Raw genomic sequence first — 22,970 nt, forward strand, 5'->3', positions numbered from 1 at the left:
TCGCCACAGCGATCCTTCCCCGTCCAGAGCTTTATTTATCGCCTTTCCATTCATAGAGAATGGGCAGTCGATAGAGGATGAAGCGGTAGACCATGAAGTAGATGGCAAAGACGGTGAGGGTTATCCAGACCTCCTGCCAGCGGGGGATCTCCTGGTAGAGCTTCCAGTTGAAGCAGATCAGGGCCGTGTTCAGCCGGTTCCAGACAATGCCTGCCACAGCGATGAAGGCGGCCAGACGGATGATCCCGGCCTTCTGGTTCTTCACCCCAAAGGAGAAGAGCAGCAGGGGCAGAACCACGCCCAGGCCCAGCTCAGCCAGGTAGTATTGACCCCAGCCGGTCAACAGGTAGATCCATTCGTTGTCGTGGGCGATGGCCACCACTTTGATCACCAGGTAGGTGATCATTGCATAGGCACAACCCTTGCCCAGGCCGATGGTGATCCGGTCCAGGTTGCTCAGAAAACGGTCGTCACAGCGCCAGGTCATGAAATTTTTACACATGGTGCTGACAATGATCACCATGGAGAGCCCGGCAAAGATGGCGGAGCAGAAGAAGTGGATCCATATAAAGTTGGTCGAGATCCAGAGGGGATGGATCTTGGTGGGTGCATAGGTGAAGAGGGCACCCAGGGCTCCCTGGTGGAGGGTGGAGAGAATGATCCCGGCAATAGTCAGGCCAATGGTGATGGACTTGATCCAGCGCTTTCCCTTGAGCCAGCCGATCCACTCAAAGAGGGCGGGCAGGATCTCGGCGACCTGCACCGAGAGATAGGTGGCCACATGCCAGGCCACCAGGAAGAGCACCGCTGCCGGTCCCAGGGAGACAAACATGGGGTAGGGGAGACGCCAGGGCATGCCCAGGTCAACCTCCAGGTAGATCACGGCAAAGAAGTAGCCCAACAGGCCGTTGAGCAGGGCCAGCCGTTCGATGGGTACGAAATCCTTGCGCCCGAAGATCTCCACCGTGGTGCCCAGGAGGAAGCCGGAGGCCGAGAGCGGCACCATCCCAAAGAGGCCGAATCCCAGGAAGAGCCCCCAGGGGTACTCATTGGAGGCGTTGGTGACCGTATCCAGGCCGCCGAAGTAACGCATGATGGTCAGGGGGATCCCAATGGCCAGGATGATAAACAGCGCCCAGTTGACGGGATTGCGGACAATCATGGCCTTATACTCTTCACGACTCAGGCCTAACCAGAGTTTGTCTTTCAGTGCCCAGGAAGAGCCGTCAACGCGCGCATGATCGTCGATGGGTATCTCCTGGGAAGTAGTAGCGATGGATTTCATTTTTCAGCTTCCCCCTCTGTTTGCTGCTGTTTTTTTATGCCGTCTTTCCGTGTTGCCAGCAGATGAATACCTGCAAATAGGGCGGGCCAGATGGTCAGAACCATGGGAACAATAGACAGAAAATCTTTGACATAGTTAAGGATCGGTTCCTTGGGAACCGAGGTGTCGAAACCGGCCTCTTCAAACTCCACCGGTGAGAGGTACATCCAGGCCGTGCCGCCGGCTTCGTGCTCGCCATAGATGTGATCCACGTAGCGGCCCTGGTTCTCGCGAATCCGCTGGCGGCCGACCCGGATCATCTCCTGGCGACGGCCGAAGGTCAGGGCCTCCTGGGGACAGGCCTCGACACATGCCGGCGGCTTGCCCTCTTTCAGGCGGGTATCGTAACAGAAGATACACTTCATGATCCGCGGCTGAAAGGCGCTGGAGTACCTGAAGGTGGGGATGTAGAATGGGCAGGCCACCATACAGGTTCGGCAGCCGACGCAGACCTTGGGGTCATAGATAACTGCGCCCTCGGGGGTCTTGGTGTAGGCGTTGACAAAGCAGGAGGTCAGGCAGGCGGGCTCCTGGCAATGGTTGCACTGGACCTTGTGAAAGAGCGGGTGGTCCAGGCCGGGAACCTCGTACCTGTTGACCACGGTGTAACGGGTCTCATCGGTGCGCCGTTTCTGGCCATGATGCAGTTCGTCAAAGACCGAAAAGTCGTTAAAGGGCTTTTCCGGGAGCGGCAGCTGTTGTTCTTCGTTACAGGCGGCTTCACAGCTTCGGCAGCCGACGCAGCGGGAAAGATCGACCAGCACGCCCATGGAATCAGGGTAGCCTTCAAAGGTGGCCGCCTTGGCCTCCGGGCTCCGGCTCAGGGAAACGGCAGCAGCAGAACCGGCGAGACTCCCTTTGAGGAAGGTCCTGCGATTAAGTAATTTCTTGATTTTCATTGAATGTCACCACGGTTGTTATTTTCAGGGTCTTGCCTGTTCTTATTGGTGGGTGTCATGGCCGGACTCGTTCTCCGCTGGGACAATGGAGACTTTGAACAGCTGTTCACCTCGTTTTGTCAGTGCGTGGCAATCCTGACAACCGGTTGGGCCTCCCTGTTGTTGATGGCATCCCAGACAGTTCAGGTGATAGGCGCCTTTCAGGCCAGGTTTGTCGATGTGATACAACTCCGGCTGATTGCGCTCTTTCAAGTCTTCCGGGTAAAAACGCTTGGCCGAGTGACATGCTTCACAGGAGATACTCTCTGTCTCTGTCGACTGGGCGTGGCAGCGCAGGCAGTTGGGGTCGACAGGTTGCTGACCGGTGGTGTGATGGTGGCATTCGACACAATCCGCCATCTCGACATGGAGGGCATGGTCAAAGGAAACCGGTTGGTACAGCTCCGCAAGCGACTCGATCTCCACGCTTTCCGGGGCATCATCGGCATCCAGGGCAAAGGTTTGATTGGGGTACAGGGCACCAATAGCCATCAGGGCCATGATGGATAGAGCTGCCATGAATGTACAGCGCATTGGAATTCCTCCAGCTTGTTAAAGTGATATATTCAAGGAGTTGGGTGTTCACTCCTTATCCCGCATAGTCTCCGTTCCATCTCCTGCTCCCGCAGATAACTGCGAAAGACGATGTCCGCCTCTTCGGCGTCCATGGTCTCGTTGAGCAGGAGGACTTCGGCAAATTTATGAAGAAACTTATTGTGTTGGTTCAGCAACTCATAGGTGGTCTCGTAACAGTCGTGGAGGATCCGGTTGACTTCCTGGTCAAGCCGTTGGGCTGTCATCTCGCTGTAGGGTTTGAACTGGCCGCCCTCCTGGAGGAATCCTTCCTGCTCATGGCGAAAGGCCACCGGGCCGATGGCTTCGCTCATCCCCCACTCGCAGACGATCCGGCTGGCAATATCGGTGGCGATGTTGATGTCGTTGCTGGCACCGGTGGTCAGGCGATTAAAGACCAGTGATTCGGCGGCCCGGCCGCCCAGAAGGGTCTTGATCCGGTTGAGGAGGTAGGTCTGAGAGTAGGTGTGCCGGTCGTCCAGGGGCAGCTGCTGGGTGACGCCCATGGCCCTGCCCCTGGGAATGATGGTGATCTTGTGGAGAGGATCGGTTTCATCCAGCATCAGGCCGACTATGGCATGACCGGCCTCGTGGTAGGCGGTGATCCTGCGGTCCTGCTCGCTGACTACGATGGATTTGCGGGCAATCCCCATGATAATCTTGTCTTTGGCCTCTTCAAAGTCATCCATCTCGATGGAGGCCTTGTTGTGTCTGCCGGCCATCAGGGCGGCCTCGTTGACCAGGTTGGCGATGTCGGCACCACTGAATCCCGGGATGGAACGGGCAATGGTGGTCAGGTCGGTTTCCGGATCCACGGCAACATTCTGGGCATGGACCTGGAGGATCTTGCTGCGTCCCTTCAGGTCAGGCAGGCCGATGGTGATTTGGCGGTCAAAGCGGCCCGGTCTGAGCAGGGCCGGATCCAGGACATCGGGCCGGTTGGTGGCGGCCACCACGATGACCACCTCATCGGAGCTGAAGCCATCCATCTCCACCAGCAGGGCGTTGAGGGTCTGCTCCCGTTCATCACTGGCGCCGCTGGAGGCGTTGCCGCTTCTCTTGCCGCCAATGGCGTCAATCTCATCGATAAAGATGATGCAGGGCGCGCTTTTCTTGGCCTCTGCAAAGAGTTCCCGTACCCGGGAGGCCCCGACCCCGACAAACATCTCCACAAAGTCTGAGCCGCCCAGGGAGAAGAAGGAGACCGAAGCCTCGCCGGCAATGGCCTTGGCCAGCAGGGTCTTGCCTGTACCGGGAGGGCCCTGGAGCAGCACCCCCTTGGGGAGCTTTGCCCCGAGTTTGGAGTATTTTTCCGGTAGCTTGAGGAACTCGATGATCTCCTGGAGTTCTACCTTGGCCTCGGCGATGCCGGCCACATCGGCAAAGGTTACCCGCTGGCTGTGCACCGGGGTAAAGCGGGATCGTTCCCCCAGGCCGAGGCCGGATCTCTGCCCCAGTTTACGGCGATGAAAGATCAACCAGAGAGCATAGAGGATGGAGATCGGCAGCAGTACCTTGAAGAAGGTGATTGTGCCCGTTTCTGCGGCAGGTTCTGCGCTGATCTCCACCTCTTGTTCCTGGAGCAGGGGCAAGAGGCCGCCCAGGTCAGGACTGTAGGAGCTGAAGGCGCGGCCGATCCGGTCTGTGCCGGTGATCTCGGCACCGCGTAGGTGGACCTTGGCGATGTTGCCCTGGCGGAGTTCCAGCAGGAAGGTGGAGTAGCTCTGGGTCGGGGGGGTCGTTTCCCGGAGATAGACGTTGTAGCCAAGGAGGAGGAAAGCGGCCAGGGTGATGATCAGCAGGCCGAGTTGGATCTGATTTTTCATGCTGTCCTGCCAGGGGGAGAGCAGCCATGGGGCTGGCCGAGGGGGCCTGATGTGGAGGGGGGGACCTGTCCCGGAACACCTGAGCGAAATGCAGAAGAAGGCTGCTTTGCTGTCGGCTCTGGATGGAGAATCTGCATGATAAAGGTCTGCTCGGCTCGAGGTGATGATCCCTGGAAAGCGGCTCAATGATGGTGTGTTCGGCTTGCCTGGGCTGTTGCACAGGCAGTGCCATCAGGGGAAAGTTGTGGTATTTTTTTTAACCATTTGAAATCATAAGGTTTTATCGATGGCGATACCAGGGCTTTTGCGAGCCCCTGCTGGAGAGAAGCGTGCGTCGGCGGGAGGTCGTGTCTTCTAGTACTTTGTTTTTTCGGGATTTTTCAGGTGGCAGGGGCGGGGGGGGGGAGGATTGACACCTGATCCCACACAAGTGTGCCATTGCAACACTTGTGTGGGATCAGAAGTGTTGCAATGGTTCAGGCCTCCAGTTGGGAGAGGTCCAGGTTGAACTCTTTGATTTTACGGTACAGGGTTGTCCGGTCAATCTGCAGCAGGCGTGCGGCCTTGGCCTTGTTGCCTCCGGTTTTTCTGAGGGTGTCCAGGATTCGTTCCTCCATGGACAGGGGGGCTGTTGGTGGGGGGGCAGGAACGGCCATGGCATGGTTGGCATGGTCCGGCTGCGGTGCTGAAGGTTGGGGGGCGTACGGGGTAAAGTCGATCACCTCGGCAGGGAGTTCCCTGGTTGAAATGGAGGGGCCGTTACAGAGGACACAGGCGCGTTCCATCACGTGTTGGAGTTCACGAACATTGCCTGGCCAGGGGTAGCGCATTATCTCCTGGATGGCCTGGTCGGAGATGCCGTTGATGGACTTGCCTATCTTCTGGGCGATCTTTTCGATGAAATGTCGAGCCAGGAGGATGATATCCCGTCCCCGTTCCCTTAAGGGGGGCAGCATGACTTCGATGACCCGTAGCCGGAAGTAGAGGTCTTCCCTGAATTCCCCGGATCGCACCTTTTCCTTGAGATCCACGTTGGTGGCGGTGATGACCCGCACATCGACCTTGATCGGCGTATCCTGGCCCACCGGGTAAAAGGTGGACTCCTGGAGAAAGCGGAGCAGGCGAAGCTGCATCATGGAGGAGATGTCGCCGATCTCGTCTAGAAAGAGGGTGCCGCCGTCGGCCTGGAGGATGCGGCCCATCCGGTCGCGGTCGGCTCCGGTGAACGAGCCTTTGCGGTGGCCGAAGAGTTCGCTCTCCAGGAGGTTCTCCGGGATTGCCGTACAGTCCACCTTGACCAGTGGTCTGTTCTTGCGGTGACTCTCCAGGTGGAGGGCTTCGGCGGTGAGTTCCTTGCCTGTGCCGGATTCACCGGTGATCAGGGTGGTGATATCCACCTTGCCCACATTTTCGATCATGGTGTAGGCTGCCTGCATCACTTCGCTTTCGCCGATGAATCCATGGAAAAAACGGCGTTTGCCCATGGCCTGGAGGCCGGGGTTGGTCATGTCCCGGATGACCAGCACGGCACCATCAGGGCTGCCTGCGGTTCCGTGCAGAGGAGAGGTGCAGACCGAGAGTACCTTGCTCTGGTTGGCGGAGGTGGTACATTCCAGGCGATGTTGGGTGATCTCTACCCCGCTCTTTAAGACCTGGAGCAGGTCGTTTTTCAGGGCAGTGTACTCCTCCCTTGCACAGAGGGCGGCCAGGGTGAAGTTATCCATCTGCTCGGGGTGGAGCTCGTTGAACAGCAGCCTGGCAGCAGGGTTCATATCCATGATCTGGAGGTTGGCATCCACGGTGACGATGCTGTCGGTGACGCTCTTGAACACGGTCTCTAAAAAAATCCGGTAGTGTTCTTTTTCCTGTTCCGCCGTCTTGCGGGCCTGCTCCAGGTGCTGCTGGTGGAGGGCCAGCCTGGCGGTCTTGAGTAAGGTTTCCTTTTCAACGGGTTTCGGGATGTAGTCAAAGGCGCCCAGGCGGACCGCCTCGGCGGCGGTCTCGACATTGGGGTAACCGGTGATCATGACCACCGGGCAGTCAAGGCCCTTTTCCCGGATAGAGCGGAGGAAGTCGATTCCGGAGCTGCCTCCCAGGACGATATCGCTGATGATCAGGTCAAAGCGCTGGCTATTGATGGCCTCGATTGCCTCGGTGTAGGAGGCTGCGGTGATCACCGGGGAGTAGCCCTGGTTACGCAGAAAAAATTGAAAGGTGTCGCGAAGACTTTCCTCGTCGTCAATGACCAGGATGGCAGGTTGTTGGTCGGGCATGGTGGGCTCCTTGCAGCCGGAGGGGCGCGTTAACGGAAGGTGGTGAGGTCTCGGAAGACGACCACTGCGCCGGTAAAAATTTTATTTTCGATGATGGGGGTACTGATGTATTCCACCGGAAAGCCGACCCCGTCCTTGGTCCAGAACAGCTCGTCGGATCCGAAGTGGACCTTGCCGTCCTGGTAGGCCTGGTGAATGGGGCACTCGTCAACGGGATAGGGTGTGCCGTTGGTGTGGCTGTGGTGGACCAGGTCGTGGTGGGATTTACCGATGAGATCTGCCGGCGCCCAGCCCAGCATGATCGAGGCGGCCTTGTTGACAAAGGTCACGTTGCCCTCGGCATCCAGGCCAAAGATACCCTCTCCCGCCGAATCCAGGATAAGTTCCATCTGGTGTTTTATTTTTTTTGTTTCTGCTTCAGCCTGAATGCGTTCGGCAATTTCCCGGTTCAGGGAGGCGTTGGCCACCGATATCTCAAAGGTCCGTCGTTCCACCCGTTCCTCCAGATCATGGGTGGTGACGGTCAGGGAGGCGTTGGCCGACTCCAGCTCCTGCTCAACGGCGTGGATCGCTGCAGCCTGGGATTGGCGGTAGCCGTTGAAGAGCAGAAACACTACAATGAAGAGCAGTCCCATGGTCAATGCCGAGAGCAGGGCGTAGGGTAAGCGCTTGCCGCCGGCGATCATGCCGCTGTGGAGGAGTTGTTGGTCCATATGGAAGAGGGCCAGGGCGGCTAGGGAGAAGACCGCGACCAACTGGAGGCTAATTTTTAACTGAGTCGACATGGGATTCTCGCTCCGAGCGTACCGTGGGGAGGTTGATGTAGAGGGTGGTGTAACGGCCCAGGACGCTTTGAATGCGGAAGATGCCGTTGTTGTCCCGGACCAGGCTCTGGCTGATGCTCAACCCCAGTCCCGTGCCCTCGCCGCTGGTTTTGGTAGAGAAAAAAGGGTCCATGACCCGGTCTATGATTTCATGTTCAATGCCGGTGCCATTATCGGTAATACCAATCTTCACGTACTCGCGGCCTTTGATCCAGCTCGGGCCGGCCGTGATGGCGAGTTTCTTTTCGGAGCCCTCTCCGTTGCTGTGACGTTGGTTGACGGCGTAGCGGGCATTGCTGAAGATGTTGAGGAAAACCTGTTGCATCTGTTGGGGGTTGCAGATGATTTCAGGCAGCTTCTGCTCATAGTTCTGCTCGATCTTGATGCCGTCCAGGGCGAACTGGTGGTCGATCAGTTCGATACAGTGGCGGAGCAGCTGTACGACTTGCACCGGTTCAGGCGCCTCTTCCCGCTTTCTGGAAAAATCAAGGAGATTCTTGGTGATGCCGGCGATCCGTTTTCCCTCTTTAATGATGCGGTCAAGGAAACGGCGGGGTTCCTGATCCGAAAGGGTGTCCTTGAGGATCTGGGCATAGTTGATGATGCCGTTGATGGGGTTGTTGATTTCATGGGCAACTCCGGCGGCGAGTTCACCTACCGAGGCCAGTTGGGCAGCCCGCAGGGCCTCAGCCTTCATCAGCTGCTCTTCGGTCAGATCCCGGGCCATCAGCAGGGTGACTCCGGATTTTCCCCTGTATTTCTTCAGGGGGCTGATGGTCATCATGTAGTTACCCTGCAGTCCGCGCAGTTCGGTCTCAAAGACCCGCTTGGTTTTATCCTTGAGAATGGTCTCCAGGGGGCAGGTTGCGCCGGGTGACCTGCCGCCGTGGAGGATCTCGCAGACCCCTCTGCCGATGATCTCGGAGCGGGATTTCTTGGCGGAGACAGCGGTTGCCGGATTGATGTCGAGGATGAGACCGTCTTCTGCCACCACCAGGGCCGGGTCCTGCATGGCGCTGAAGATGTTGTTCCATTTGGCCAGGGCATTGGCCCGTTCCTGGTCTGCCTTCATACTGCTGGTGACATCAATGCCAAAGAGGACCAGGCCGATCTTGCCCTGGCTGAACTGGGGCTGAAAGGAACCATGCCAGTTGATGATCCGGTTTCGGCCTCTTTTGGTCTGCAGCGCTGTCTGGAAATTCATGTCCGGGCCGTTTTTCTGGAGAAGTCCTGAAAATTCAGCCTGCTTCTTGATCCGTATTTCAGGGGCGATGAGCACGTCAACCCAGTATTTCCCCTTGACCTCCTGCTCGCTGTAGCCGCTGATTTCCTGGGCTCTCTGGTTAAAGGTGAGGATGTTGCCGCAGGGAGAGAGGGAGACCAGCAGGGCCTGGACCGTGTCGATGATCTCGGAGTTGAAATCGCGTTCAGTGCGGAGACGCTGGCTGGTCTGATCAACGTGCAGTGCCAGGGAGATGTCTGCGATCACGTTGGCGATAAAATCCAGTTCCGGGCCCTGGAAGCCCTGGGGGTTGGTGGAGTGGATGGTGAGGACTCCGTATTCGTGGCTGCTGTAGAGCAGGGGCCAGGAGATCGAACTTCTGGTGCCGGTCTTCTCGATGAGGGGAGCAAGGGACTTCGGGGCAGCAGAGGCGGTCAGCTGGTTGGTGATCACCGGCTTGCCGTTGTTCAGGGCCTGGAGTGCGTTGTTGCTTTCCTGGTCAAGGCCCAGGCTCTCTCTGATCAGGGCGAGGCTCTCCTCCTCGCTGAGATCGCCTCTGCTGGCAGCGTGGTCGGCAGAGAGCTGCGAATTCTTGCTGTCGCGCCTGGCTACCCAGAGGCAACAGTATTCCCGATCCTGGATGAGGGTGGCGAGGCACTGTTTGAGGATGGCCTCTTCCCCTTTGTTCGCCGAATGTTCCAGCTTGTATTCAGAGATGGAGCGGAGCAGGGTGCAGCGGTGCTCCAGGAGCTGGATGCGTTGTTGTTCCAGGGTCATATGCTGTTGTGGTTGCGGAGGCATCGGGGCAGCACAAGTGTTGCATAAAGTGTGGCAGGCAACACTTTATGCAACACTTGTGCTGCATTATAACACACAAATGTGATCTCAATCTCCTCGTTGCAGCAACCAGACCAGCAGAAAAATAAAAGCAGGCAAGCTGTGCCTGCTTTGCTTGGGGCTGCTGCAGGGGGCACGGGTCCGGGAAGGATGGAAGCGGCCCTGGTGACTCCACTGCAGGTGCAGCCGGGTCAGGTTCTTCTCCGCCTCCCAGGGGGGAGCCTTGGCAGAGAAGGGTTAGGTGGAGATCAGGAAAAGAGGTTGTTGAGCACCTCTTCAATGGCCTCTGCTGGGCCCAGTTTGTCGAGGATGGCCACCGGCTGGGTGGCTCCTGCACGTTGCAGGAGTTGAGGATCCTGGTAGCCGGTGAAAAAGATGACAGGGATATCGGCGTGTTGTTTGATCAGGAGCGCAGCTTCGATACCATCGATGGACCCGGAGAGGCTGATGTCCATCAGGATGGCGTCAGGGGGGCTCGCCCGGACGGCCGCCAGGGCCTCTTCGGCAGTGGTTGCGACCTCCAGCGGCGTGTAGCCGAAATCTTCCATGTTTTCCGAGAGCATCATGCCGATTAAGATTTCATCTTCGACGATCAGGATTGTTTTTTTCATGATATGGGTATTCGCGGTGGTCGCTCTGGTTCTCGAAAAGAGATTCTGGTCTCAGCACCCCTGTTGTTCTTGGTGGTAATGGTGCCGCCAAGTTGTTTGCTGATCAGGTTACGGGTAATCTTTAAGCCAAAAGAGGAGCTCTCTTCCAGGGAAAAATTTTCCGGCAGCCCGATGCCGTCGTCTTGTATTCGTAACTGTATCATGTTGTTGGCAGAGATGGAAAGCTGAAGCGTGATTTTTCCGGAACCGTTTTCTGGAAATCCGTGTTTCAGGGAGTTGGTGACAATTTCGTTGACCGCCAGCCCCAAAGGGACGGCATGGTCTATGGAGATGGGTACGGGTACGGTCTCGCAGACGACCTTGATCCGTTGATCGATGCACATCGACCTGACCAGGGCCGTGCTCATCTCCGTCAGGTATCCGGCCAGGTCAATGGCCACCAGGCTTTCGGATTGATAGAGTTTTTCGTGGACCAGGGACATGGCTCGAATCCGGTTTTCAGTTTCTTTGAATATCTGCAGGGTGTTCTCATCGTTGACTCCTTTGAGTTGCAGCTTGAGCATCGAGATGATGACCAGCATGTTGTTCTTGGTTCGATGGTAGATCTCCCGCAAAAGGATCTCTTTCTCCTGCAGGGATTTTTGGAGGTTCTGCTCGTTCTGTTCCAGTTGGGCAACCATCTGTAGCTGGGCGCGACTCACCGCCTCCGCGGCTTTTCGGTTCTGTTCTTCTTTTTCCCGGAGTTTCCGCTCTTCAATGTTGATGATTCTTCCTTCAACGGCAACGATCCCTCCCTGGCTGTTTTTGACGTAATGGCAGGAGACCGCAGCAGGAAAAACAGAGCCGTCTTTACGGCGGAAAAAGGTCTCCCTATCAACGATTTTTTCTTTTTTCAGGAGCAGGTTAAAGACCTCGTTACGGTCAGCGCTTTTGGCGTAGTACTGGCTGGCAATGTTGCCGATGCTGCTGATCATCTCTTCTGCTGAGTCATAGCCGCTCATGGTCGCCAGGGCAGGGTTGACCACTTCGAAACGGCCGCTGGGGGTGGTTCGGAAGATTCCTTCCACCGCAGAGCTGAACAGTTCCCGGTACCGTTCTTCGGCAAGGGCGATTTTTTCAAAGGCGTTGATTCGGCGGATGGCACTCTTCAGGATACTGGAGAGATGGTCCAGGTAGAGCGCGTTGTCGGCCCCCTCGATCGGGGCTCCGTCTTCACGGGAAAATTTAATCCAGAGTATCTCCTCATTGTTGTTGGGGTTGGGCAGGGAAAGGTAGAGGCCGGTGTTTTCCTGATTGGAGGAGATGGTGCCTTTCTCTGGAAATTGAGCAGAGACCTTGTCGAGTTCCCCTTCAAACAGCTGGTCGAGTTCCCCCTGTTGGACCCTAAAGAAACGGCAGATGATGGTTGTGGCGGTGTTATAGAGTTGATCTTTATCAACGGTGGCTGCGAGCTGTTCACCGGCGGTGTTGAGCTTCTTGAGGTCCTGATTCGCATCGGCAATGGCGCTAAGCATGGTGTTGACCCGGCGGAGAAAGGCCCCGATCTGATCCATGGGTCCGGTGGGAATGGCTCGGTTTCCCAAGGCCCTGTTCCGTTCGATCTCTGCCAGGGCCAGGGAGGCCTTTTTGATCCGCGGGATGAACAGCTGGTGGATAAAGATTGCCTCGGCAAGGAGGGTCAGGGCCAGAACGATGATGCTGCCGGCCAGAAAGAGCAGGAGGAGCGCGCTCTTTTTTTCCTGGATATGGTTGGCGGAGATCCGGATAAAGAGGTTGCCGAAAAAGAGATCCTCCAGGGTCAGGGGGGCGAGGCTGGCGATCACCTGGTTGTTGTTCCGGTCCTGATAGCGGATCAGCTTGAAGGTGTTGAATGCCTGAAAAGGCAGGCTTAACTCCTGGGAACGGAGCAGGCTGCGATAGGATTTCCCCTGCTTATCCGGATTGGCGGTAAACAGGACCGTGCCGTCAGGGTTGATGATAAAGGCCTCGGTTACCTCTTCCCGGATCAGCTGGCCCATGAGCTTCAGGTCACCAACCTTGTGGTAGTTCAGGGCCTGTTGCGACATCAGGATGCTCAGTTGCGCCAGTTTGTTTTCCACAGCCTGGTCAATTTCCCGGTTAAAGGCACCTATAAAGTAGATGCCGAGCAGAAGCAGAAAAACACTTTCAAACAGGAGGGTGGCCAGACATATTTTCAGCGGAATGCTGCGAAAAGAGAGGAAGCGGGGTGGGGCACTGGCCGGTCCGGAGAGGTGCTCTTCCGGGGCTCCGGCTGAGAGGGTGAGGTCTGGCTGAGAAGCCTTGTCCGTGTTGTTCATTGGTTACCATTCCGGTGGGCAAGCAGCGGGAGCGAGCGCAAAGGGCAGCAGAAAACAATGCGGTTTCCGCTCAGTCGACATGCCCCTGGGGCGAAATTGAGAGGCACACCAGCGGCCCGGTGGTTGACAATCATCAGTATCAGCGTAATCTTGTTGAGATCGTACTCTATTGTACAGGATAGTGATTTTTTTTCAGGAGAATGGAATGACAATACGTCAACGGCAGTTAGGATTCAACACCCGTCAGCTCCACGCCGGGCAGGTGGCGGATCCGGCCACCGGCAGCAGGGCTGTCCCGATCTACCAGACCACCTCGTATGCCTTTAAAGACAGCCAACATGCTGCGGATCTCTTTGCCCTGAAAGAGGCTGGAAATATCTATACCCGGATCATGAACCCGACCACAGATGTCCTGGAGCAGCGGCTGGCCGATCTGGAGGGTGGGGTCGGGGCCTTGGCCGCATCAAGCGGACATGGCGCCCAGGTCATGGCCTTCCTGACCATCTGCGGCCAGGGGGATCATATTGTCAGCAGCAACAGCCTCTATGGGGGCACCTATACTCAACTCCAGTATACCCTTCCCCGTCTGGGGATCACGGTCAGTTTTGCTGATCCCAGGGATCCCGAATCCTTTGCCCGGGCCATCCAGCCCAATACCAAGTTGATCTATGGAGAGACCCTGGGCAATCCCGCCCTGACCGTCTTCCCCTTTGAAGAGGTTGCAGCCATTGCCGCGGCAGTCCAGATTCCTCTGGTGATCGATAATACTCTGGCCACCCCTTACCTCTGTCGTCCTCTGGAATGGGGGGCAAATATCGTAAGCCACAGCACCACCAAATTTTTGAACGGTCATGGCAACAGTATCGGCGGAATCTTGGTGGATGGCGGTAATTTTGATTGGCAGAGCGGCAAGATTTCCAGCTTTACCGAGCCGGACCCCTCCTACCATGGCCTGATCTATGCAGAGCTTGGTGCTCCAGCCTTTATCCTCAAGGCCCGGGTGCAGGTACTCCGTGATATCGGGGTTTCACAGGCGCCCTTTAACAGCTGGTTGACCGTCCAGGGGATAGAGACCTTGAGCCTGCGGATGGAGAGGCATGTTGCCAATGCCCTGGAAACAGCCAGGTTTCTTGAGGGGCATGCTCGGGTCAGCTGGGTCTCTTATCCCGGGCTGAGTTCCCATCCCGACCATGGCAGGGCCTGTAGGTATCTCCCCCAGGGAGCAGGGGCCGTTATCGCCTTTGGTATCCAGGGCGGGGTGGAGGCGGGGCGGCGATTCATAGACCATCTCCAGCTGTTCAGTCACGTGGCCAACGTCGGGGATGCCAAGAGTCTGGCCATCCATCCGGCCAGCACCACCCACAGTCAGTTGAGCCCGGCAGAGTTGTTGGAGGCCGGGGTCCAGGAAGAGATGATTCGCCTCAGCATCGGCCTGGAGGATCTGGAAGATATCTTCTGGGATCTGGATCAGGCCTTGACTGCTCAGTAATGCTCAATCTTGTGGCCAGCTTGAAAAATTGCTTTTTCTTCCAATCTCGGCGTTGCACTAAAAAATTTTATCTTCGGAATATCAGATATATGCCTGCGGTAAAATTTATCGCGCGCCTTGACCTTGATCGGGAAATCTCATTATTCAAGGTACCCTTGTCTCTAAAATTTTTTTAAAGGGTCAGAGCTGGGAGGAATCAGCTCTGACTCCTCCTCACAGCTGCTTCCCACCGTGCAGCCCTCGTCGCTGTTCTCTTCTTCCTCCAGGCCGGTAAAGGGACTGATCGCGGCAGCAGCGTCCTCTTCAGGATTGTCCTTCATCGCTTCGGCCTGCTGACTCAGTTCGCTCAGGGTCCGGATAATACCCGTTTTCCCCTTCACTATACGATAGTCCGTGTCGCCCGGTACCAGGAGAACCGGAATCTCATCCAGGCCCAGTGAGGCCAGAAACTGCCTGTTGGCCCTGCTGGAATAGCTTTCCCGGAGGGTGGCCTGGGGAAGCGGGGCGCTGCCAGGGTTGTCGATGGGGTTGAAGTGGACACTCAGCCCTTCTTCTTTGGCCAGAAAGGCGTTTACCTCTTTACAGTGGCTGCAACTGGTGGAGTAAAACAGGTACGATGCCGGTACCTGGGTCGTGCCCATCCTGCTGGCAAAGACCCCGCTTGTATATGAGCCGATTTTTTGGGCTGCAGGGGTGTGTTCAAGGCTGAAAAAAGCAGCGCTCACCCCGCTGAACAGTACCAGGGCATAAAAGAAATGTCGCGCCCCGGAGAGCAGGTTTGCCAGGAGGATACAGGCGAAGATAAGCAGGCAGTAGGAGCAGAAGGTCTGGGCAACGAGGTGTTGAAAGCTGATCAGCACCCCTTCTGTACAGGCGCCAACCAGCAGGAGCAGCGGTACAAGTTTCTGGCTGATCGCCGAGCCTCTGTTGGCCCAGCGAACACCCCAGTAGAGGCTCTGGAAAAAAAAGAGGCCGGCTAGGTTGAAAAACAGTGGTGGCACCCGGGTGAGCTGTTCGACCACCTCGCAGCCTTGGTTCAGGCAAAGGGGGTCGCCCTGCACGAGGATCATTCCGATCTGGCCGGCGGTAATGGCGCTCGCCAGCAGGGCGAGCAGGCTGAGGAGACGGGGGAAGGGTCGGGTATGCTGAAGATTCATGACAGTAGGGAGTGCAGCTGATTTTTAAGGGATAGTGGCTGGATTACTGTTCCGGTAACAGTTCCGGTGCAGGGAAGGGGGTTCCCAGTTCCCAGGCAAAACGGCGATACAGGGCAGCCAGCTGGCTGGTGGTCTGCATCAGGGCATTTTTTGCATCAATGAGCTTGTTTTGCGAGGTCAACAGGTCTTGCATGGAGGTTTGTTTGATGGCATAGGATTTCAGCGAGAGGACCACGATCTCCTCCTGTTGTTGCAGGTTGAGCTGCTGGCTGGCATAGACCTTGCGCAGGCTGGAGATGAGTTTTTTGTTGTTTTCAAGGCCATGGACGGTCGCGCTGAGATCTTTATGGTGGGTAACTCCGGCAATGTGTTGGGCCGTGGCCTGGGCCTTGGTCGAGCTGAAGATGGTGCCGCCGGAAAAGAGCGGTACCGAAAGAACCAGGGCAACACTGCCCTCACCGTTGAATTTGCTGAATTGGCTATGGTCGTGGCGGTCATAGAAGGCCTGGATGGAGAGATCCGGGTACTCATCCTGGGTAAAGGTGGTGGCCTGCTGTTCTGCCAGCTGACGCTCAAGGACGATTTTTCGATAGAGCTGGCTGTTGGCTTGAAAATAGTGTTGCCGGCCTGCTCCGTCCATGGACTCCACATAGGGTTGGATGAGCAGGTACTGCTCCTCCAGGGCTGCCAGTGAGTTGATGCAAGCGGCTACCTGGATCTCTTTTTGGAGAAGGGCATTGAGCCTGGCGAAAATCGAGTCTGTTGCAGGAATGCCGGTAAAATCGAGTAAGGCCCGAAAGGCGACCTCCTGGTTGTGTTCATCCAGGTCCCGCCTGGCCTCAAGCTCTTTGAGGTTGGCCTGGGCCCGGAGGAGTTGGAGGCGGGTCTGGTCTCGGAGCTCATAGCCCCGCTGGATCTTGCCGACATGCTCACGGGAAAGGCGAACCGAGTTGTAGAGGTTGAGCAGTCGGTAGCTGCTTTCCAGGTAGTTACCCAACAACTCCCTGAGGCGGAGATCCAGTTCCTGGGTTTTCAGCTGGAGGTTATTGGCGGCGAGCTCCTCTTCAAGGCGGGCAATGTTGACTTGAACGCCGAGAGCCCTGCGGTAGAGGGGGGCATCCAGGTTGAAGCTCCAGTCTGCGTACTCCTCGCCATCCTGATACCCGGGATCCTCGCTTGCTGTCTGGTCCTGCGCAAGGCTCTTCTCCTGGCGGCTATTAAACTCCCAGACCTGGGAGATTTGGCCATCCACCTTGGGCGCAAGCCGTTCGGCCCAGGCAGTGTATCGTTGCTGGCTCTTCTGTTGGCGCAGCTTTCTGGCTATCTGAATATCCGGGGCCGCGCTGTAGGCGCGGGTGAACAACTCCTGGTAGAAGGCTATGATCTGCGGCTCTGCTACCTGGGCATTGGCGGTGGTGAAAGCGGCGATCACTGCATCCACCGAAGGGCTTTGCGGTGTGGGCTGGTTGTCCTGGACCCTTTGCTGTGGCCTGCTGCTTTTCAGGACAGCCGGCTGGACGTTTTTTGAAAGGAGGGGTGCACTCATGCCTGCCGCCGGGAAACCGATTGCCGGGAGCAGCACCAGGGCCATCAGGTATTTTTTCATCAGGACGAGTATCCGGAGCTGAGTGAAGACCAGGAGCCATGATGCCACCAAGGGGATTCATGGCCTGTTTCGAGGCCTATTTCCTTAACCCGTCCATTTTAAAGCAACTTGTGGATGTTGTCACTGCTTTAATAGGAAAGCGTACACATCGCTGCCTGCTGTGCACTTTGCCCGGCTAGATCATGGACAGCTCCTCAGGGGCCTGCGCCGGTTCCTGGATATCTTCGACCGCGGCCGCATCATCATGGCCCAGGCCGATCTCGTCAACCTCACTCATGGACGCTTCAGCCGTTTCCCCTGTCTCGTCCATGGCCGGGATCTCCATGGCGTCCTGGTCCTCACTGCTCACCGAGTAGCTCTCCAGTGCTTCGGACTGCTCCTGGCCGACTGCAGCTGCCTGGGGTGATGAATCTGGAATGATTATTGACACCGTCTGGCCGAGTTGATCCGGGGCCTCGCCTGCTGCTGAACTGTTGGCAGCTTGTGCTGCATCAGCACCATGACTCAATCCCTCTTCACCCTCCAGGGAAGGGAGATCCGGATCGAAGTCCTCTTCTTCCCTGAGATGCTGATCCAGGGCTCCCTCTGGGGCGAGGGCTTCGGCCGCATGCTCCTGGGGAGCAAGGGGTGGCTCGAACTGTGTCGAGGGCATGGCCCCTTTAAGGGATTCTCCTATCCCCAGGGACTCATCCATGGCCTCGGCAACAGGATTGGAGTCTTCCCTGTAAGACTCGTTGGCTCCGTCGGGCTCTGGGGATGGGATTGCCGTGGGCTTCTCGGTAGAGGGTTCCTGGCTCTCTGCCTGCACTCCGGCGGCAGCATCTGCTTCCTCTGCACCGATCGCTATGGAGGGCAGCTCGATGTTGATGGTTTCAAGGGCCGGGGCCTCGCTGCTGAACTTTTCGGCGCCATCATCTGCTCCAATGGTGATACCGTCCGGCGGTTCTTGGTACAGTTCAAGGATGGCCTGTTCATCGAGGGCTGCGGCATAAATTCTGGCATCGTCGAGCTGGCCATGGAAGAACATCCCCTCGGTAGCGACCTCTCCGTTATGGATGAGGCTTGTACCGTTTATCCCGCCGATGCCGGTTGGGTCAGGGTGGATCCCCAGGGCGATTGCCTCGCTGGCGCCGAACTGTTGACCGTCCAGGTAGCCTCTCAGTCCCTGCGTACTGTGGGGGGGATCGCTATTCAGGGTGACGGCAACATGGTGCCATTTCCCATCTGCAATGGCTAAAGGCTCGCCGCTGTCGGTCTCGGCGAGGATAAAACCACCTTCAAGCTCCCCCTTCCTGCTGTTGTAGCCGCCGACATAGAGTTTGCCCTCATCGATGTAGATGTTTAAGCCTGCCTGCTCGCCGCCCTCTTCATAGACCATCATGGTCCCCTCTTGCTGTTCGCTCTTCAGCCAGATAGAGGTGGTGCGCTGGTTGGTTGCAGTCAGGTTGATATCGGTCGAGGAGGTGACCTTTAAAAAATCGCCGTCTCCGTCCAGGGTCAATACGCCCTCTTCGAGATGGGCGTCGCCCATCAGGCGGGCCTCATCCTTGACTTCGCCGCCGGTATTGTAGGTGTAGGTTCCGTCTGCGTCGTTGAAACGGAAGTTGGCGGTGAGCGGGTCTGCCAGAAAGTCGGCTACGCTGAGTTCCTGGTCGGCAAAGGTGAGTGTTTCAACCTGGGTCAGGGATACCTGGCCATCTCGGCCTTCCACGGAGTCGCTGACCGTAAGGGATGCGTCGCCCTTGGTGAGGGAATACTCCTGGGCATTGCCGTGAAAGATCACCGTGTCTGTGCCCGTGCCGCCATCGATATTTTGGCTGCCGGAACTCACCTCTATCCGGTCATTGCCCTCTCCGGATTGGTAGTTGGCACCTGCTCCCAGTTGGACTCCGTCAGCCCCGGTACCGCTATCGTCCCGGCTGACGCTTACCTCTGCCCTCTGGGTTTCGCCGTTTTCATCGCTGAAACTGGTGGAGACGGAGAGTTCAAAGTCTTCCTTGTTTGAATTGGGAACTGTCAGGGTGAGGTCGCCGGTCTCCTCCGGGGTGAGGGTCCAGGAACCGTCCGGGTTGCAGGTTCCCTGGGAGAGGGTGCCTCCCTGGGGGAGGTCGCTGATGGTGACGCTTGCCTGGTCAGCCTCTGCCTGCTCAAAGGCTGTGGAAGCGATGTTCAGCGGGTATTCAACACCCTCCTCTGGGGTAAATCTGACGTCTTTCAAGGTAAAGCCATTGGCCTTGGCACCGCTGTTTCCTTGAATGGCCAGATACTGGAAGTTGTCTTGAGGGGTAATGGTGAACTGGTGCTCGCCATTGTTGTCCGGCCCGCGGATGGTGCCGCTGTCAACGACCTGGCCGTCCTGGTCATAGGCGGTCCAGGAGGTGCTTTCTCCCTTGAGGTGCTGGTAGGTCACCTCAGTCTGCTCAATATTCTGTTCAAAATCCAAGACCAGTGCCTCGTCATCGTTGATCAAATTCTGGTCCTTTTTCTTTTCCCCAGCACTGGCAACGCCCATGGGGTTGTCGTTGTTGAAGTTGAGATTATTACCCGGGGTCCCGGCCTGGAGGTTGAGAACCCCGTTCTCATCCTCGGTTGAGGCACCGTTGTTAAAGGTATAGACGTTGGCAGATTCAGAGTTGAAGTGAAAGGATTGGCTGGGTGGAGTGGTGGTCCTGCTCGCCCCAAGGTTGACCTCAAGGAGCGGGGCGGTGATGATCTCCAGGGTAGGCGGGTCATTGACCTCGTTGACGGTGACGACCACGGATTTGACCACCTCAGCGCCGTTCTCATCGCTGCTGGTGACGGTGATCTGATCGCTGCCGCTGTAGTCGCTCTCTGGGGTATAGGTGATGGTGCCGTCCTGGTCGACGAGGATTGCGCCATGTTGGGCCGTTGCCTGGGTGTTGACCGTCCCCTCCAGGTCGCTGGCAGTAAAGGAGATCTGCTTGGAGCCGTTTTGGTCGACGCTTGCCTGGGAGAGGATCTCCAGGGTGGGCGGGTCGTTGACCTCGTTGACGGTGATGGCCACGGACTTGATGACCTGTGCGCCGCTCTGGTCGCTGCTGGTGACGGTGATCTGATCGCTGCCGCTGTAGTCGCTCTCTGGGGTGTAGGTGATGGTGCCGTCCTGATCGACGAGAATTGCGCCATGTTGGGCGGTTGCCTGGGTGTTGACCGCCCCCTCCAGGTCGCTGGCAGTAAAGGAGATCTGCTTGGAGCCGTCTTCGTCGACGCTTGCCTGGGAGAGGATCTCCAGGGTGGGCGGGTCGTTGACCTCGTTGACGGTGATGGCCACGGACTTGATGACCTGTGCGCCGCTCTGGTCGCTGCTGGTGACGGTGATCTGATCGCTGCCGCTGTAGTCGCTGTCTGGGGTGTAGGTGATGGTGCCGTCCTGGTCGACGAGAATTGCGCCATGTTGGGCGGTTGCCTGGGTGTCGACCGTCCCCTCCAGGTCGCTGGCAGTAAAGGAGATCTGCTTTGATCCGTCTTCGTCCACGCTTGCCTGGGAAACGATCTCCAGGGTAGGGCTATCGTTGCGTCCTTGGATCGACATATCCAGATGATGACTGGTGCCGTCGCTGGAGGAGACCGTGATTGTATCGATGACGACCTGTCCCTCGGCAAGTTGCTGTACCTTTTGTTGCTCATTATCCAGGCTATAGCTCCAGGATCCGCTCTTGCTGAGCGCAAAGGTGCCATACTCGCCAACAATGTTTACCGGTTGAAAGAAGCCCTCCCCGGGATTGGGATCGTCTATGCGGAGCTGCCCCTCGAGAGTTGTCTGTTGGTCTTCACTGAGTTGGCCACCCGTACCGCTGATGGCAGCCGCTTGCTGGGGGAGAGGGGCCTCTTGCGTTTCCGGATCGTCTGGGGGAACATCAGCAGGATCCTGGGAAGGGAGGGGGGCTGCTGGTGCAGTCACGCCCTGGGGCCCGGCTGCAACCGTTGCCTCACTGGAGGCGGCTGCCGGGATCGCTGCGGTCTCTGCAGTCTCTGCGGGAACAGGCTGCTCCTGTTGAACTGGAGAGCTCTCTTCTTGATCTCGCCCCAGTTGCTCGCTCTTTCTGCCCCTGCCATCCCGGTGAGAAGCAGGGATTGCTGTTGTCTGTTCTTCCGTCTCCGGCACCGTGGCTGTTTCAGCCAGGGAAAAGGTGCTGTTGCCGGAGCCACCAGGGGGGAGGGCAGGCTCTTGCGCTTCCGCTCGTCCTGCCGTTTCAGGCTGTTCTTCCTGGGAACTGCCGGGGGGCACCTTGCCGCTGGCCGTCCTAATGGGCAGGATCCCTGGCAGTGGGGAGTCGGGGTCTATCCTCAGGGAGCTGGGACCATTTTCTTGCTGACCGGGACGGAGGAACTCCTGATTCGTGTCTGTTCCCAGGTGGATATTACCCTGGCTTGAGTGGTCATCAGCCTGCTGGGCAGTGGTCTTCCAGTTTTTTGCCCTTAACCGGCGTTGTTCTTCGCTTGTTTCATCAATCGAGCCTTCCAGCCATGCCGCCGAGGGGTCGCTCTCTGGGGTGGGGTGGTGTCTGGAGGTGAGTTTGGAGTCAGACATGCTTGCACCGTAGAAAAAGGAGTGGGAGACAGCTGGGTTGTACGCCAAGGGGGCCCAGCTGTTCCGGGAGGCAAAGAGGAACGCTGGAGACCGGTCATGGGGAAAAGGCGCACTGTGCCGTACCCTGGTAGCGATGCAACAACTGTTCCTTTTACTGTGAGTGGCTGGCTAGACTGCAGGGTACGTAGAAAAACGATATTTTTCGCTCAAGACCCGGGCATGGGAGGAAAGGTGCCGTAGTCATGAGCTTGATGTTCCGTTGTTAAAGTTTGTGTCGCAATCCGGAGACGAGAAGAGGGGGCAAGCTCTCAAGCTCGCCTGTAACTACAGCCTGGCAGTTGGCGTGAGCGCCGGGGAGAGTGCTCTGGGGCCAGAGCAGACCATTCTTGATTACAAAACCAGGATTCCAGTTACGGTAACGAAATAACTGGAACCTTGGTTCGGCTTATCCCCAGTAGTCATCGCTCTTTTTTTGTTTTTTCATGATCGCCGTTACCTGGTTGCCGGCCTCGTTATAGATGACCCGGTCAAAGGCGATGATGTTGGCCATGGCAATGCCCCGGCCGTGGTTATGGGAGGCGCGGGATGGATCAAACTCCATGAAACTCTTCCAGTTGAAGCCCTTACCCTGGTCGGTGATCTGCAGGTAGTAGCTGTCTCCTTTGCGTTCAAAGATAACGGTGGCTTTTTTTGCTGTATATTCAGGCAGGGCGAGGCGGCGTTCAACCTCGTCCCGCCAGCTGTTGCTGTCCATCAGCTCGGTTTTCTGGTCATAATCAATGCCCAGGTTGCCATGCTCGATGGCATTGAACAGCAGCTCCGAGATCCCGGTCAAGGCTCGCTCTGCATCGGGAAAGCAGTTCGCCAGAAAGGAGGACATGCTCTCGGCTTCGTCAAGGGTGCGGCAACTCCCTTTCAACACTTCAAGCAGGCCAAAGCTCAGGCGATGACGCTCCATCTCCTTTTTCAGGGCCCTTCGTTGTTTGATCTCCTTGACCGCCGAGGAGACGATGGAGAGCAGAGTCTTCCGTTCGATGGGTTTGGTCAGGTAGTAAAAGACCCCGGCCTTGATCCCCTCACTGATTTCATCGGGCTTGTCCGCAGCCGTCTGCATGATGATGGGGATATATTTCAACTTTTTATTGCTGAGCACCTTTTTGGTGACTTCCATGCCGTCCATCTCCGGCATCATCCGATCCAGGAGGATGGCGTCGATGTTGTTGCCCTGTTGCTCGAGTACCTCCATGGCCTCGAGGCCATTGGTGGCTGTAATCACCCTGTAGGGTTGTTTTTGAAGAATGGAGACCAACAGGTGCAGGGCCGTGGGATTGTCATCCACGGCGAGAATGGTGGGGGTAAGGGTATCGGCGGCTTGGAGGTGTCTGTTGTCTGCAGTCATGATTTCTTGATCGTGAAAGTA

Annotated in this window: 14 protein-coding genes; 1 reads left to right on the top strand and 13 read right to left on the bottom strand. The window is 57.1% G+C overall.

Features of this window, described 5'->3' with window-relative positions; all coding sequences use genetic code 11:
• Positions 1 to 31: 31 nt before the first annotated feature.
• The 9 genes from G494_RS0120380 to G494_RS25895 all read right to left on the bottom strand — a co-directional run bounded on the left by G494_RS0120380 (position 32) and on the right by G494_RS25895 (position 12,746).
• Positions 32 to 1,285, bottom strand: a complete 1,254-nt coding sequence (locus G494_RS0120380) for a polysulfide reductase NrfD family protein (protein ID WP_028585995.1) — start codon at positions 1,283 to 1,285, stop codon at positions 32 to 34.
• Positions 1,282 to 2,223 (bottom strand): 4Fe-4S dicluster domain-containing protein, encoded by a 942-nt coding sequence (locus G494_RS0120385; RefSeq protein ID WP_035247752.1) that lies wholly within the window; start codon positions 2,221 to 2,223, stop codon positions 1,282 to 1,284. Before G494_RS0120385 ends, G494_RS0120380 begins: the two co-directional genes overlap by 4 nt.
• A 42-nt stretch (positions 2,224 to 2,265) precedes the next feature.
• Positions 2,266 to 2,796: a cytochrome c3 family protein gene (locus G494_RS0120390; protein ID WP_028585997.1), complete on the bottom strand. Its 531-nt coding sequence runs from the start codon at positions 2,794 to 2,796 to the stop codon at positions 2,266 to 2,268.
• Between the two features lie 32 nt (positions 2,797 to 2,828).
• Entirely contained in the window at positions 2,829 to 4,661 is a 1,833-nt protein-coding gene (gene ftsH, locus G494_RS0120395; RefSeq protein ID WP_028585998.1) for an ATP-dependent zinc metalloprotease FtsH, read from the bottom strand.
• A gap of 476 nt (positions 4,662 to 5,137) precedes the next feature.
• Positions 5,138 to 6,934, bottom strand: a complete 1,797-nt coding sequence (locus G494_RS0120405) for a sigma-54 dependent transcriptional regulator (RefSeq protein ID WP_028585999.1) — start codon at positions 6,932 to 6,934, stop codon at positions 5,138 to 5,140.
• 29 nt (positions 6,935 to 6,963) lie between these two features.
• On the bottom strand, positions 6,964 to 7,719 hold the full coding sequence (locus G494_RS0120410; protein ID WP_084457166.1) for a PAS domain-containing protein: 756 nt from the start codon (positions 7,717 to 7,719) through the stop codon (positions 6,964 to 6,966).
• On the bottom strand, positions 7,697 to 9,757 hold the full coding sequence (locus G494_RS25890; RefSeq protein ID WP_051305923.1) for a PAS domain S-box protein: 2,061 nt from the start codon (positions 9,755 to 9,757) through the stop codon (positions 7,697 to 7,699). The genes G494_RS0120410 and G494_RS25890 overlap by 23 nt, the downstream gene beginning before the upstream one ends.
• A 308-nt stretch (positions 9,758 to 10,065) precedes the next feature.
• A complete protein-coding gene (locus G494_RS24765; protein WP_035247754.1) occupies positions 10,066 to 10,428 on the bottom strand; it encodes a response regulator in 363 nt (120 codons plus the stop codon).
• Positions 10,425 to 12,746: a PAS domain-containing sensor histidine kinase gene (locus tag G494_RS25895; protein ID WP_051305924.1), complete on the bottom strand. Its 2,322-nt coding sequence runs from the start codon at positions 12,744 to 12,746 to the stop codon at positions 10,425 to 10,427. The genes G494_RS24765 and G494_RS25895 overlap by 4 nt, the downstream gene beginning before the upstream one ends.
• Positions 12,747 to 12,951: 205 nt before the next feature.
• On the opposite strand from G494_RS25895, the gene G494_RS0120435 reads away from it, so the two are divergent.
• Positions 12,952 to 14,235 carry an O-acetylhomoserine aminocarboxypropyltransferase/cysteine synthase family protein gene (locus tag G494_RS0120435; RefSeq protein ID WP_028586001.1) on the top strand — a complete coding sequence of 428 codons (1,284 nt, stop codon included), beginning with the start codon at positions 12,952 to 12,954 and terminating at the stop codon, positions 14,233 to 14,235.
• 161 nt (positions 14,236 to 14,396) lie between these two features.
• On the opposite strand, the gene G494_RS0120440 is transcribed toward G494_RS0120435, so the two are convergent.
• The 4 genes from G494_RS0120440 to G494_RS0120460 all read right to left on the bottom strand — a co-directional run bounded on the left by G494_RS0120440 (position 14,397) and on the right by G494_RS0120460 (position 22,949).
• Positions 14,397 to 15,392, bottom strand: a complete 996-nt coding sequence (locus tag G494_RS0120440) for a hypothetical protein (protein WP_028586002.1) — start codon at positions 15,390 to 15,392, stop codon at positions 14,397 to 14,399.
• Positions 15,393 to 15,435: 43 nt separating this feature from the next.
• Positions 15,436 to 17,046: a TolC family protein gene (locus tag G494_RS0120445; protein WP_153305976.1), complete on the bottom strand. Its 1,611-nt coding sequence runs from the start codon at positions 17,044 to 17,046 to the stop codon at positions 15,436 to 15,438.
• 127 nt (positions 17,047 to 17,173) lie between these two features.
• Positions 17,174 to 21,550 carry a tandem-95 repeat protein gene (locus G494_RS0120450; RefSeq protein WP_028586004.1) on the bottom strand — a complete coding sequence of 1,459 codons (4,377 nt, stop codon included), beginning with the start codon at positions 21,548 to 21,550 and terminating at the stop codon, positions 17,174 to 17,176.
• 445 nt (positions 21,551 to 21,995) lie between these two features.
• Positions 21,996 to 22,949, bottom strand: coding sequence for a response regulator (locus tag G494_RS0120460; protein ID WP_051305925.1), 954 nt, complete (start codon positions 22,947 to 22,949; stop codon positions 21,996 to 21,998).
• Positions 22,950 to 22,970: the final 21 nt, after the last annotated feature.

This window comes from Desulfogranum mediterraneum DSM 13871, assembly GCF_000429965.1.
Classification (GTDB): domain Bacteria; phylum Desulfobacterota; class Desulfobulbia; order Desulfobulbales; family Desulfobulbaceae; genus Desulfogranum; species Desulfogranum mediterraneum.